This is a genomic window from Telluria sp. ZB4P37 (genome assembly GCF_059685855.1).
Genome location: NZ_JCASID010000001.1, coordinates 1 through 12126 on the forward strand (window position 1 = coordinate 1; position 12126 = coordinate 12126).

Sequence of the window (12126 nt, forward strand, 5' to 3'; positions counted from 1 at the left end):
ATCAGGGTCCAGCACCTGAGGCAGGTGCAGTAGTACGAGACCGGATATACGTGAGCAGTCGTACCTCACGGCCTGAAGACGGATTGTTTGCAAACGAGGAGGAGTCCATATACGGACACAGGCACCTACTCTACATCGTCTCGCAATCTGTCTCGTGCCGTCTGCAACAGCTCCAGATAATCGAGTCGAAAGGGGGAAACAAGTTGCTTATGAAAGAGACAAAGCAAATTCCAAAGTGCTCTCTCTTCGGCTTGGTCAACGATCGTCAAATCGCTCGACTTCTCAAAGCGGCTGAGAAATTCGAACAAGACTAGCGCTTCGTCGGCAGTGAGCGAAATGTGTACTTCAGGAGTGTCGTTGTGTGTGTTCATCTTTTTTCCACTGACTAGCTTAGGAACCCTAACGTCCACTCCTGGCCGAAGGCGGCCGTTGAGCTCAGCATAGCAGGCCCCAGGAGCCGAAAAATCACAGGTTGTCACGAAGGACCGGGACCGACCCAAAGCAGACGACGATCAACCAACCCTAATGCTGTTCCAAGCACTTTGAAAAAGCACTTCGGAAATACCGTTGAGTGTCCCGTATTCGGGCTTCGCTGCCTCCCTCGCATCCCATGGCCCTTCGGGTAATGCCCCAAAGGCATCCGCCGGATTTTTATCGGTGTACTTCAGCGCACCCCCTTTTGACCGAACTTCGAGGTAGCGAGAGCAGTATCCGTCATCAGCAATCTCGAAGAAGCCTATGTACTCATCAAGGCCGTGTGTGTTTCCTGACGAGCAGTACAGGTAATGCTTCATCCAGTCGTGTCCTGATGGGCTGTTGTTATTCTGAGTACGTCCGCTGTTGGCCGAAGGCGGCCGTCCAGCTCAGCATAGCAGGTCGCTAGGGCGGAAAAATCCCGGACTGTCACGAAGGGCAGCAACCGACCCAAAGCGGTCTTCGCATTAGCAAGCTGCTGGGCGAGCTGACCGGCTCTCCTTGACAGGATCATGGAACCGGCAATAGCCGGCGTGATGCACGATACCAGGGGCCTACTGTCCACGTTAACGGTCACGGTCAGGGTGAACTGATCACCCCATTGCGGCTTGTAGTAGCTAATCCGAGGCCAAGGTGGAGGTGCGAAGTCGAGCGTGATGTGCGCCGCCGTACGGCAAGCCCGGCTGCGCGCGTGACACTGCACACATGGTGGAACTGGCGCGCGCGGCCGGTGTCGAGGCGCGCGCCTTCCTGCTCTAGGCTTGGTCGCCAAAGGTGGACTTGAACCAGTCCTCGGTCACGCTGTCGGCGGGGAAGAAGGTTTCCACCCGCAATTCGTGCAAGGTCACGTCGCGCGGCGTTCCCAGCGTGGCAATGGCAGTAAACAATTTCAACTCAACACCATCCTTGCACAGCGTGATCGGCAGGAAGGGCAAATTATTGCGGTCGGCAGCTTTATCCCACTGCGCCCACTGCCGTCCCGCATTGCCGGCCAGCGCCGTCAGCTCGAGCAGCAGCTTGCTGGCCTGGCTGCCGGGCCCGTCGCTCATCGCTTCGCGCTCGATCCAGTGCAGCGAATCGGGCGCCACGTCATCCCAGTTGGCAATGTAAGGTCGCACGCCGGCCGGGTCGAGCATCATCCGCAGCACATTGATGGCGCCATCGCCCGGAATCGCCTGGGCTGCCGGCATGTCCAGCAGCCACTTGAACATCCCCGCCGCCGGGCCATTGAGCATCTGCAGGTTCCACAAACGGTCCACGACCAAGGCGGGAAACGGCGCCTGCTGGCGCAGCATGAAGTCGAGCGCGTAGCGGACCGACGCCAGTTCTGGATCAGACAATTTACGCTCCTGATAGGCCGGCGCGAAACCGGCAGACAACAGCATGATGTTGCGCTGACGTAGCGGGATGTCAAGCACCACGCCCAGTTTGAGGATCAGTTCCTTGCTCGGCTGCGAACGGCCGCTCTCGAGGAAGCTGATATGGCGCTGCGAAACGTCGCCGATCATCGACAGCTGCAGCTGGCTATGGCCGCGCTTGCCGCGCCAATAGCGCAGCGCGGACGGAAAATCGGCGAAAAACTCGCTCGCCTGCGGCCGTTCCATCGTTTCGCTCATAACACCTCCCCTTGGTTTGATCGACATGCACAGCTTGAACCCACTGGGCCCCGCTGGCAACTGGCCACGATTACCTAGGAGGTAATTGCCGTGAATTGCGTCCAGGATGACACTGGCTTCACACCCAACCAGGAGAAAACCCATGAAAGCTTATGCCATCGCTCACTTGCTCAACGTCAAGATGGGAACGTCTATCGCCACCTACATCAAGCGCGTCGATGCCACGCTGCCCGCTTTCGGCGGCAACTTCCTGGTGCATGGCGTGGAGATCGAACGGCTCGAAGGCCCGTTCGACAGCAACGTCGTGATGATCGAATTTCCCGATATCGATGCCGCCCGCGGGTGGTACGCGTCCGACGCTTACCAGGACATCTTACCGCTGCGCACGGAAAACGCCGATTGCAGCGTCTTCCTGGTAGAGGGCGTCGCCCCCGGATACAAAGCCACCAACTTCCTCAACGGAGAAACAGCATGAAAACCATCGCCCCTATCCGCCTGCTCAAACTTGCCTTGTTTGCCGATGCCGGCGCCAGCGCCACACTCGCCGCCGGGCAACTGATGTTTCCCGCGCTGCTGGCAGAACAACTGTCGCTGCCTTCGGTGCTGCTGATGGAATCCGGAGTCTTTCTTGTAGGATACGTATTGATGCTGGTGGTGCTTGCCAGCATGGCCCGGGTCTGGGCCGCGGCCATTCAGTTCGTGGTGATCGGCAATGTCGGCTGGGCGCTGGGCTGCCTTGTGCTGGCGGCCACGCCAATGGTGTCGCCGAGCGGGCTGGGGGTTGCCTTCCTGATGTTCGAGGCGGTGTCGGTGCTGCTGTTCGCCTGGATGCAGCGCTCTGGCCTGCGTGCCTCGATCGACGCGCCGGCCAGGCCAGCCGCCGTAACTATCGCTTGATCTCGCTGCAGGCCAAGGCGCCCTTCGCCTTGGCCCCGCCGCCGACTATCTGAATATTGGCAAACGCAGCCTTGAACGCGCCGTCGGTCGCAACACTGAACGGCGTGCCGATATTGGCAAGATCGACGCCCGCAAAGCAAGCCAGCGGAATGATCACTGTATGCTTGCCTTTGCCGGCAAGCGCAGCAAGTGCCGGCGCAAGATCCAGCGTGCCTTGTCGATGCCCACCAGCACCGGCGCAAGACGCCGTTGACCAACACTGCCAACTGTGCCGCGAGCTGCCCCTGGTACCGTGTATCACTCCGCTATTGCCGGTTCCATGATCCTGCCAAGGAGAGCCGGTCAGCTCGCCCAGCAGCTTGCCAATGCGAAGACCGCTTTGGGTCGGTTACAGTCCTTCGGCTTAGACCGCTTTCGGTTACAGTCCTTCGGCTTAGACCGCTTTCAATGGGATGGACGCCCCCACCCGTAACGGCATCAGATGTGCCAAAGTGGAAGTGTCAACCAACCACTTGAGTCGAGGGGGGCGTCACCATGAAGATTACGACAATCGGCATCGATTTGGCGAAGAACGTGTTTCAGATTCATGGGGTCGATGCGCATGGCAAAGCAGTACTTAAGAAGCAGATTAAACGTGAGGAGATGGCAGGCTTCTTCGCTAACCTGGCGCCGTGTCTAATCGGCATGGAAGCATGCGGCGGGGCTCATTACTGGGCCCGGAAGCTGCAGAGTCAGGGTCACACAGTCAAGCTCATGGCCCCGCAGTTTGTTAAGCCATACGTCAAGACCAACAAGCACGACGCGGCTGATGCCGAAGCTATTTGCGAAGCGGTAACCCGTCCGACGATGCGCTTTGTTCCAGTCAAGCATGTCGAACAGCAGTCAATTCTGGCGTTGCATCGAGCTCGACAGGGTATGGTCAGAGCCCGTACTGCACAGGCAAACCAGATCCGCGGCCTACTAGCCGAATTTGGACTAAGTAATCACGAAAAATTTACTATGAATTCTGTCCCGAAACCTTTCATCAGGGACCGGATTTCGTCGAGCAGTGCCGTGCCATTCGTGGCGACGAAACGACGCCAGAAGTACTTGGCGTGCTTCCAGAGGATCTCAATGCGATTGAGTTCCGGGCTATAGGGCGGCAAATAGTAAAGGTGCAGGCCCTGACGTGCCCAGCGCCGCCGCTTTTTCTGCATCACCTCACCTTTGTGAATTGCCGCGTTATCGAGCAAGACAATGCGTGGCACCGAATGCGGCTGATCTGCGATCTGATCGAAAAAGGCAATGACATCTTCGCGCCTGGTCGGTCGCTGTTGAGTAGTCCAAATCAGCTGGCCGTCGTGGCGCAGTGCGCCAAGCACGTTGACCCGTTGCCGGTGTGCCAGCGGCTCTACGGACCGGGTTTCACCAATCCGGGTCCAGCCGTATTGCAACGAGGGATTCGGGCTGAAACCTGACTCGTCGAAGTACAGTAATTCGCACCGGTGTTCATGGTCGAGCCGGCCCAGGGCCCCGATTACCTTGCCGGCGCGCTCGAACGCCTCCCGGTTGCGTTTTTTTTAAACTGTACCGATAGCGTTTGTAGGTGAAATTCATTTCCTTGAGATAGCGTGCAGCAGTGCCCTGGCTGATCGATGCCTGATCATGGCGCTCCTTCAGGTGGCGCAGCAGTGCGGCAACGGTGCCGCCCTCTGATTGCGCCAACACCCCCAGCGCTTGCTGTTGCTGGGGCGTCCATTTCCGCGGCCGTCCCGTGTGGCGTCCCTCGTATAACCCCGCTAATCCAAGCTTGTTCCAACGCTGGCGCCACTGCTCGACACTGTTCAAGTGCACCGAGAACTCGTCGGCCGTCTCTTGCAGCGTCAGTCCCTGACTCAACCGCAAGATGCCCTGGGCACGCATGCGGGCCCGTGGATGAGGATGGAAAATTCCCATTTCCCGCAGTGTCCGCCGTTCAGTATCGGACAACATTAATAGTTTCATCGCAGCGACTCCTGCAGCAGTCTCCCATCTACATTTGACTCAAAATTTTGCGAGACTACTTAGTCGTCCCTCAAGGCATTACGCATCTATATCAACGTGTACCGCTGGTGCTAGAGCAAGCGAAAGACGAGCTACCTGGCCTATTCCGACAACTAATACAGCGTCTCATCGCGCACCTGAAACTAATCGACCGGCAAGTAGATGAGATGGAGCTCGAGATTCCGATGTGGCACCGTTCGAACCCATTGTCGCGCAAGCTGGAAAAGATTCCCGGCATTGGACCCCTCGCAGCAAGTGCCATGGTTGCATCAGTAGGCGATGCGAAGAGCTTTGACAACGGGCGGCAGCTCGCAGCGTGGCTGGGACTGGTACCCAAACAGCATTCCAGCGGAGGCAGGCCCACATTGCTGGGAATGAGCAAGCGAGGAGATTGCTACCTTCGCACATTGCTGATTCACGGGGCTAGGGCGGTGATTTACGCGCTCAAGCGCAAGCCACCAACTACAGGATGGCTTGCCAACTTACTGGCACGACGCGACAAGAATATTGTCGCTGTCGCTTTGGCGAACAAGAATGCACGAATCATCTGGGCGCTTCTGGCCCAGGATCGAGAATTCCGGTCTGATTACGCAACACCGTAATCAGACCGGTGAGCGGCGACGAAATAAAGAGGCTGTAGGCAGATCAAACCACCGATTGCTCAGGCAAACACGAAGTGATGGCAAGGCAGGTAAGACCATAGTCGGTAAAGCCCGTTTGGGTCGGAGCATAAAAAATGCGCGCTTTCGATTGGGGCGCCGACTAGCAAATCCCATCAGGGACCGTAGCAGTTACTGCTGCACCAAAGTCCGGATGTACGGGTGCAATCTTTACCTTCTGCTTATCATGGAACGAATGCTTGGCAAACCGGGGGCGTCCATGTACGACCCAAAGCGGACATACCAGTTAGCCGAGCCAACGCGAATGGAATTTTCTTCCAGATCGCGACGTGATGGTAACTCGGGTATGAAGCTCATAGCCTTTTTGATCCCAAGGGGCTGGCGTGGCATGCAAAACCATTGATGACACGTCAGTTTCTGAAAGGCCGTGTTTGCTCAAGATTTCAAGAGCTGTCGAGCGGAGAGCAGCCATGGCCAGCCTTAGTGGCTCAACTTTAGCGACAAGAAGTGGATAAGGATTGGCAGCTATAAGATCAACGTCTGTCGTCTCAAGATGTGCTTCGCGAAGTGCAATCGCCAGATGCGGGGAGATGCAGCTCAAGCCACTCGCCGCATGGTGGGCAATGTCGTGTGCTACGCCTGCGAGAACAGCAATTCGTCCCACCATGACTCCTTAATAATTATTTGGTTTGCGTCTGCTTCTGGCCGAGAGCGGGATCTCTAGCTAAATTCTTAGAAATCGATTCCTTATCATGGAATGGGCACTCAAGCTTCAAGCCGAGGTCCCAAGGCTCATCATTGCCCGCAACGCTCCTATAAAAAGGTTTGCGGAAAGCATCAGCCCGAATCCGATTGCTGTTAGCGACATACCTTCGCGCCAGCCGAAAAATTTTCCATCGACCGTTGCAGCTCGGTCACGAAAATACCAACCACCAATTATTATGGTTGTAAGCAAGCCGAGAAGCAAGAAAAGCCATTCTCCCAGTACGTTAATCAGCTCCTGCCCTGTAACGTTTTCGATGATTTTTAGCAGTCCGATAATAAAACCGAAGACAAAGCAGTGTTTCCAACTAAGTGATGTACGTCGATAAAACCTTGCCCCCAACTTTTGAAAGCAAGACACGCTAATTATAGAGAGGCCGACACTAATTAAATTAACGTGGTTTTGCATTTAGGTTTTCTGATTTGCTTCAAATTAGTTGGCAAAGACCGGTTTCGACCCATTCCGGACCTTCGGCATGAGCCAGTTTTCTCGAACCCTAGTCCTCTGCGGTAAGGACGCCGCGATAATGGGTCAGCTTTCCTTTGCCGTAGTGATCTAAGAACTCGGCCATGGCAGGCGTCACTTCAGATTTCACAGCAATCGTCCAGAATTTGGCTTCGCCAATCATAGGCACAAACCCCTCAATCAATCCGCGACTGGCGTTGTGGCTCGATGAAAGCAGCCAGTGCTGCAGAAGTCGAGTGACTTCGTTGGTTGGAAGCTGAGAAGACCGGACCATTGCAACCGCATACCTGTGATTGTGCCTGTACAGACCTTCAATAAAATCTACACGCTGCGGTACAGGCAGTGAGCGTATCCACTGACGAAGTTCGGTATCAACTTTGGCAGTGCCGGATCGACGCGTGAACTGCTCAGGCTTAAAACGAAGCTCATCCATGGCGTTGTCGCACGAAGTGTTTGGCGTAATCGCAAGTCATTTATGTTGTCGGTCCGCTTCTGGCCGCCTGCTGCCTTTCAGTGTTTTTCAGCGAACGCTCCCAAGCGCACCTTGGGAACAGCAGAGGCGTCTAGTCGGCTGGATACCTGCTAAGTCACGAGACCTTCTGTTCCCAAGACTCCAAAATGAACAAGGCTGCTGTATGAGCACTGTGAATTGCCAAGCGGGCATGTCTAGGCTGAAGTTTATATTGTTTCTTACCGGCGCCATGAGCAGAACTCGTATGCGTCCTTAGTGCACCGATTCCCTCAACGATAGCGAAGAGCCCAGTAAGAATTACTTGGAGATCTTTGTCTTCAACCACACCAGGATCGAATCCAAGGTCCTTTCGAACTACTGACCAAACGGACTTTAAGTCTTGCTTCGGCGGCGCCTCAAGACATCGTTCGGCAATGTAGACCTTGCAAACGCTCTCAAGAATATTGCTTGCGGCCGAGACCGCTTCTCTTGGGCTATGCTCGACATTGGCCAGCGCCCTGCTAAATTCATGATCGATTGCAGGCAGGTCGCGGGCGCCAATGTAGTCTTCTAGTGCTTTCGAAGGCGTGCCGAGCGTCCCAGAAATCAAGCCTCCGCGGACGTACTGAAGATCATAACGAGCAAGCGCTTTTCGAATTTTTTCTTGGTCATCCGTTTCGGTTCGTGGCGGGCCTTTATCGAACGGACTGGGTTCAGGCGGATCCTCTTCCATGTACGTTTCTATCAATCGGCCTAAAACACTTCGTGGCTGAACCGTTTCCTCTCGATTGACCCGACGTAGCCATTCCTGCGCCTTGACCCACTTGCTACCTTCAGGGGGTTCACCTGGGGCACCGGCATGCATGAACAAATTGTCCAGTGACGCGTGCGTGGTACGCTGTGAAAGCATCTCTGCGACGGCGGCAATCACTGGTGCCGGAATCAGCTTGCGCATAACCACCGCTCATTAAACAAGAAAGTGTCAGTGTAGCTCATTGCCAACGTCCGCTCCTGGCCGAAGGCGGCCGTCCAGCTCAGCATAGTAGGTCGCCAGGGCGGAAAAATCCCGGACTGTTACGAAGGGCAGCAACCGACCCTTTGCAGACGTTCCATGATGTATTTAGCCGCGGAATACTGAGGAGATCAAGTAGTTTTCCAAATCGTGTTCCGGGTTAAAAACATCTTGCGTTACCGGTGTCTTCAGCGCGAGCTGATACGGTCCGGCACCGTTGCAGATGATTATCACCTCTTGGTGTCGATTTGTTATCGTAATGCCGGATTCTGCGCTGAAATAGCCTGACTTCCTGAATACAAGTTTTTCGATCAAAGCGATGTTCTGCCACCTGTCTCCTAGTTCGACAATTGGTCTGGCAACATCAGACGCTTTGACCCGCTCGATCTCGAGACTACCGACCTCATCCCAGTTTTCCAGGTCATGCATCTCAGGCTGAACTCTCAACACTGTATCGTCACTCAAGCGGAGCCAAACAGTGGTAACGGAAACGTGTGTTCCGTAGTCTTTTCTGTTCCACGAAAATCCACGAAGTCCAACTGAAAGAATGTCTCCTAGAAGGGCTTCTCCAACTATAGGGAACACTTGAAATGTCTTCATGAAATTTTTTCATTCGATTGTGCTGCAAAGGTCTGCTCTTGGCCGAACCTGGCCGTTGAGCTCAGCATAGCAGGTCGCGAAGACGGAAAAATCGCGGACTGTCACGTAGGGCAGAAACCGACCCAGAGCGGACCAAGCCCATACGGTCACCGTCCTGATTCCAGAACGGCCATAAGGCACCAAGCAGCGCGTGCCGGCGCAGGGCAACGACCTCTTCTGATATGAATGGAAGTGGCCCCTCGCCGTTCGGATCGGTGGATCTCCCAGTGATCGCAATTCCCCCGCGAACAATCAGGTTCATGAACGTTCTACTGTCGGCCAGTTTTACGTCTACCCAATGAACGTCCATCTTCATTTCTGGGCCAAGCTTCGAACGAAGATGGGACGACAAAAGGATACTGGACATTGGTAGCCTGTATAAATTAGGGAACGGGCGTCTGTAATTGATGAGCGACACCAGCAAGCCAAGGTTTGCTCCTGGCCGATCTCGGCCGTTCAGGCCATGGCAGCAACCGACCCGAACCGGACTTTGTCCAACGCCGGCCTCACAGGGGTCCATCTACGAAGGGCTTGAGAGATTCGACTTCGGGAAGTTCATCTGCATCTCCTAAGCAATCGATCGACGAGATCTCTATACCAGCTAATAGGCCACCTTGTGAAAAGATCATGATTGCGAATAGGTAACCGCGTATGTCTCGCCAATAGAATTCCGAAAGCGGATACATCCCAGATGTTTGAGGTGTCTGACCAGCGACTGCAAAATCGACGCTTGGGCAGTCACTGCAATGGGCGACAACTTCCGCCTGGTCTAGCTGTTTCAAGAATCCGCGAGCGTAATCATCGGAGTGGCTTAAAAGCCAAGTGGCGAGCTCGCGTTCAGCATGGCTTAACGGACGAGGTTCCGATAGTGTTTCGAATTCATGAGTCATCGTTGTAGAAAAACTTTCGTAGAACCATCGCTCGCCGATGGCAGCCGATGTGTAGTGGCCGCTTGCGACCCAAAGCAGACAAAGCAGACTCAACGCTTTGCTTGAAAGCCTTCGATCACGAACGTGAGAAGGTCGCGCAAGCTGATGTCGCAATCGTAGGTGTTTCCCTCGTAGTCAGATGAGGGTAGCTGATGCGCATGATCGTAGTACATGACCCTCCAGACTCCGCGCTCCTTCAACAAAATAAAAAAAGCTCCGCCAGGACCGCTACCAATAGCCACGGAGCCTTTCGGAAGATCGTCCGCAAGCTCGCTCTGCCAGAACTCGAAATCAACGCCTGGTTGAAGATTGAACCCGAACAGACAGTCGCATAGCACCTCGGTTCCATCGCTCAGCCTGATGATGCGATTCTGCCGACAAATGCCTCCGTTATGGGTAGCTAAAAATTCGACGTACTCAGCTGGCAGGCCGAGGCCACCGGCTATGTCGAAAGCAGATTGAGTTGAATTCATCGAATAACTGGAGCGTTAGGCTATTGAGTGTAGCAGTGGCCGCTTCTGGCCGAACCCGGCCGTTGGACTCAGCATAGCACCTTGTCAGGGCGGAAAAATCGCAGACTGTCACGAAGGGCAGGAGCCGACCTAAAGCGGCCAGTCAGTCTTGCCTAAATAATTTCAACTCATGCATGAGACGATTAGGGTGAGGGTGTAAGGCTTGCAATGAGTGTCGGTATTGCCCAGGCAGGCAATAGCTTATGCTGGATGGTGCCGAAACAGGTCCTGCGTCCTTGTGCATCAAATTCAGGAAGAGCCCACGGACGATCAGGTTTACTACGCTCCGCAATGACAAGCCCAGAAGAAGGTTCAACGGCGAGGCAGAACTCCGGATTCGCAACACCAAGTTGATTAAAGTCAAGTCGGATTGGATTGTCCGGCGCATCCAGCCACAAAGCAAGTTGCCGGGAATTTCGCATCACATCAATACATGCCATGCTTACGGAAGTCGAGGTAACGGCTGACGTAACACCACCTCCGAGACCGAAGTAATGTTCTCCATTATGCTCGACAGGCGCCGTGATGCCGGCATTGCGCAGTAGCTTAATGTCATTCGACGACTTCGGCCCGGACACTACACGCATTCCAGTGACTCGATATGGCTCCGCCTGCTCTGGCCAGGAATCGATGAACGTCTTCAAAAGATCGTCCTGGGTCCACAAATCGCTCTCATTGTGGCCGCGCACATCGATTAAAGCTACTACGTCATCATAGACCATCAGGAAAAGCAGCCAGTCCGAACGTGCGGAAAAGCGCGCACCCGGAGCAGTGGGGGTGGTCGTCAAATGCATGTGATGGATACGCCAATCAGCCCATAGTCCATCGGTCCGCCGCTGGCTCTTGGATGAACTAATGTCGTTACCGATCGTGGTCTTGCTAAGATATGAGTTAACATCTTCTCCGTTGGCAAAGCGGGCTTCAATCTCGGATAGCGCCTGATCGATTTCTGCGGGCAAGTTTTGAACGGGGAAGCGCGACGATTTTTTAACTACGCGTGGTTGCGGAGCGATATGTCGTAACCGGTAATCCATCCAACGGTACAACACTTTGTCGTTCGCAATTGTGCCAGTAGCAGTAAAGGTCAGGCCATAAGCACGCACAAGGTCATGTGCAAGTTCTTCTATGTCAGTTTGGAATTGTTCTGCCGTTGTTTTCATCGTTGTCTTTTGTGATTAAGTAGTTTGTCGTCTCAAAGGCTCTGCGCGGACGCGAAATATCCAAGAATTATTTATACCTCGACTGTCTGCTTTTGGCCCAGGCTGTGTAAAAACGCACTGCGCCCCTCAGAGGAGTGCGTTAATTTGTGGTCGGTCTGAATCCAAGCTACGGGATAGCGCGGTTACGTTTTCTAGGGAAAGTTGCCCGGTTTGCGGTGAATCGGTAAGGAACAACCAATCGTGGTTCGCTAGCGCAACACTCACTCCACCAAGCTGGAAATTTCTACTTAAGTCAGCCGTGAAAAAAATCTGGGGAGAGTCATCGAAGTGCGCCCCGACGAGTACGACAATCATGCTGGCAGTCGTTGATCTTAGTGTCAATGACGCTTCATTCAGAGACGTAATTGAAGCAAGTCCTGTTTGAATCATGCCGCCCCCCGAGCGCAGATAGACTATTCCTAGTTGTTGCTGAGCAGATTGCCACCGGGAGATGGTGGACCAAATTTCTGGTGTAGTACTCATGCGTCATCCATAGTTTAAGGAAATGCAATCGGGGGGACACGTGT

15 protein-coding genes and 2 pseudogenes are annotated in these 12126 nt (G+C 54.4%); 4 read left to right on the forward strand and 13 right to left on the reverse strand.

Annotated elements, in window-relative coordinates:
- Window positions 1-125: 125 nt before the first annotated feature.
- From AC56K1_RS00005 to AC56K1_RS00015, 3 genes are all read right to left on the reverse strand, one after another.
- Window positions 126-371, reverse strand: coding sequence for a hypothetical protein (locus AC56K1_RS00005; RefSeq protein WP_497155821.1), 246 nt, complete (start codon window positions 369-371; stop codon window positions 126-128).
- Between the two features lie 141 nt (window positions 372-512).
- A complete protein-coding gene (locus tag AC56K1_RS00010; RefSeq protein ID WP_497155822.1) occupies window positions 513-794 on the reverse strand; it encodes a hypothetical protein in 282 nt (93 codons plus the stop codon).
- 435 nt (window positions 795-1229) lie between these two features.
- Window positions 1230-2234 (reverse strand): helix-turn-helix domain-containing protein, encoded by a 1005-nt coding sequence (locus AC56K1_RS00015; RefSeq protein WP_497155823.1) that lies wholly within the window; start codon window positions 2232-2234, stop codon window positions 1230-1232.
- On the opposite strand from AC56K1_RS00015, the gene AC56K1_RS00020 reads away from it, so the two are divergent.
- Both AC56K1_RS00020 and AC56K1_RS00025 read left to right on the forward strand, forming a co-directional pair.
- Entirely contained in the window at window positions 2233-2565 is a 333-nt protein-coding gene (locus tag AC56K1_RS00020) for a DUF1330 domain-containing protein (RefSeq protein ID WP_497155824.1), read from the forward strand. The genes AC56K1_RS00015 and AC56K1_RS00020 overlap by 2 nt on opposite strands.
- Entirely contained in the window at window positions 2562-2987 is a 426-nt protein-coding gene (locus AC56K1_RS00025) for a hypothetical protein (RefSeq protein WP_497155825.1), read from the forward strand. The genes AC56K1_RS00020 and AC56K1_RS00025 overlap by 4 nt, the downstream gene beginning before the upstream one ends.
- Here AC56K1_RS00025 and AC56K1_RS00030 read toward each other — a convergent pair.
- On the reverse strand, window positions 2977-3288 hold the full coding sequence (locus AC56K1_RS00030) for a putative glycoside hydrolase (RefSeq protein ID WP_497155826.1): 312 nt from the start codon (window positions 3286-3288) through the stop codon (window positions 2977-2979). The genes AC56K1_RS00025 and AC56K1_RS00030 overlap by 11 nt on opposite strands.
- A 233-nt stretch (window positions 3289-3521) precedes the next feature.
- Between AC56K1_RS00030 and AC56K1_RS00035 the strand changes: the two are divergent.
- Window positions 3522-3965, forward strand: a pseudogene (locus tag AC56K1_RS00035) (IS110 family RNA-guided transposase); the annotation flags it as partial.
- 5 nt (window positions 3966-3970) lie between these two features.
- Here the strand turns inward: AC56K1_RS00035 and AC56K1_RS00040 are convergent.
- Window positions 3971-4504 carry an IS630 family transposase gene (locus AC56K1_RS00040; protein WP_497156617.1) on the reverse strand — a complete coding sequence of 178 codons (534 nt, stop codon included), beginning with the start codon at window positions 4502-4504 and terminating at the stop codon, window positions 3971-3973.
- Complete coding sequence (locus AC56K1_RS00045) at window positions 4476-4970, reverse strand: helix-turn-helix domain-containing protein (protein WP_497155827.1); 495 nt, start codon at window positions 4968-4970, stop codon at window positions 4476-4478. Before AC56K1_RS00045 ends, AC56K1_RS00040 begins: the two co-directional genes overlap by 29 nt.
- Window positions 4971-5029: 59 nt before the next feature.
- Here AC56K1_RS00045 and AC56K1_RS00050 point away from each other — a divergent pair.
- A pseudogene (locus tag AC56K1_RS00050) lies at window positions 5030-5611 on the forward strand (IS110 family RNA-guided transposase); the annotation flags it as partial.
- A gap of 304 nt (window positions 5612-5915) precedes the next feature.
- Here the strand turns inward: AC56K1_RS00050 and AC56K1_RS00055 are convergent.
- The 7 genes from AC56K1_RS00055 to AC56K1_RS00085 all read right to left on the reverse strand — a co-directional run bounded on the left by AC56K1_RS00055 (window position 5916) and on the right by AC56K1_RS00085 (window position 11560).
- Complete coding sequence (locus tag AC56K1_RS00055) at window positions 5916-6296, reverse strand: hypothetical protein (protein ID WP_497155828.1); 381 nt, start codon at window positions 6294-6296, stop codon at window positions 5916-5918.
- Window positions 6297-6401: 105 nt separating this feature from the next.
- The gene (locus AC56K1_RS00060; protein WP_497155829.1) at window positions 6402-6800 is read right to left on the reverse strand and encodes a hypothetical protein; all 399 of its coding nucleotides are present in this window, start codon (window positions 6798-6800) and stop codon (window positions 6402-6404) included.
- Window positions 6801-6888: 88 nt separating this feature from the next.
- On the reverse strand, window positions 6889-7290 hold the full coding sequence (locus tag AC56K1_RS00065; protein ID WP_497155830.1) for a hypothetical protein: 402 nt from the start codon (window positions 7288-7290) through the stop codon (window positions 6889-6891).
- 154 nt (window positions 7291-7444) lie between these two features.
- Window positions 7445-8263, reverse strand: a complete 819-nt coding sequence (locus AC56K1_RS00070; protein ID WP_497155831.1) for an abortive infection family protein — start codon at window positions 8261-8263, stop codon at window positions 7445-7447.
- Between the two features lie 165 nt (window positions 8264-8428).
- Entirely contained in the window at window positions 8429-8920 is a 492-nt protein-coding gene (locus AC56K1_RS00075; protein ID WP_497155832.1) for a hypothetical protein, read from the reverse strand.
- Between the two features lie 1018 nt (window positions 8921-9938).
- Complete coding sequence (locus AC56K1_RS00080; protein WP_497155833.1) at window positions 9939-10361, reverse strand: SMI1/KNR4 family protein; 423 nt, start codon at window positions 10359-10361, stop codon at window positions 9939-9941.
- Between the two features lie 182 nt (window positions 10362-10543).
- Window positions 10544-11560 carry a hypothetical protein gene (locus AC56K1_RS00085; RefSeq protein WP_497155834.1) on the reverse strand — a complete coding sequence of 339 codons (1017 nt, stop codon included), beginning with the start codon at window positions 11558-11560 and terminating at the stop codon, window positions 10544-10546.
- Window positions 11561-12126: the final 566 nt, after the last annotated feature.

Bases quoted from the DNA above. Each gene is read 5' to 3' on its own strand.
- AC56K1_RS00005 (WP_497155821.1), bottom strand. From the start codon at position 371: ATGAACACACACAACGACACTCCTGAAGTACACATTTCGCTCACTGCC.
- AC56K1_RS00065 (WP_497155830.1), bottom strand. From the start codon at position 7,290: ATGGATGAGCTTCGTTTTAAGCCTGAGCAGTTCACGCGTCGATCCGGC.
- AC56K1_RS00070 (WP_497155831.1), bottom strand. From the start codon at position 8,263: ATGCGCAAGCTGATTCCGGCACCAGTGATTGCCGCCGTCGCAGAGATG.
- AC56K1_RS00045 (WP_497155827.1), bottom strand. From the start codon at position 4,970: ATGAAACTATTAATGTTGTCCGATACTGAACGGCGGACACTGCGGGAA.
- AC56K1_RS00025 (WP_497155825.1), top strand. From the start codon at position 2,562: ATGAAAACCATCGCCCCTATCCGCCTGCTCAAACTTGCCTTGTTTGCC.
- AC56K1_RS00060 (WP_497155829.1), bottom strand. From the start codon at position 6,800: ATGCAAAACCACGTTAATTTAATTAGTGTCGGCCTCTCTATAATTAGC.
- AC56K1_RS00020 (WP_497155824.1), top strand. From the start codon at position 2,233: ATGAAAGCTTATGCCATCGCTCACTTGCTCAACGTCAAGATGGGAACG.
- AC56K1_RS00085 (WP_497155834.1), bottom strand. From the start codon at position 11,560: ATGAAAACAACGGCAGAACAATTCCAAACTGACATAGAAGAACTTGCA.
- AC56K1_RS00055 (WP_497155828.1), bottom strand. From the start codon at position 6,296: ATGGTGGGACGAATTGCTGTTCTCGCAGGCGTAGCACACGACATTGCC.
- AC56K1_RS00075 (WP_497155832.1), bottom strand. From the start codon at position 8,920: ATGAAGACATTTCAAGTGTTCCCTATAGTTGGAGAAGCCCTTCTAGGA.
- AC56K1_RS00010 (WP_497155822.1), bottom strand. From the start codon at position 794: ATGAAGCATTACCTGTACTGCTCGTCAGGAAACACACACGGCCTTGAT.
- AC56K1_RS00015 (WP_497155823.1), bottom strand. From the start codon at position 2,234: ATGGGTTTTCTCCTGGTTGGGTGTGAAGCCAGTGTCATCCTGGACGCA.
- AC56K1_RS00080 (WP_497155833.1), bottom strand. From the start codon at position 10,361: ATGAATTCAACTCAATCTGCTTTCGACATAGCCGGTGGCCTCGGCCTG.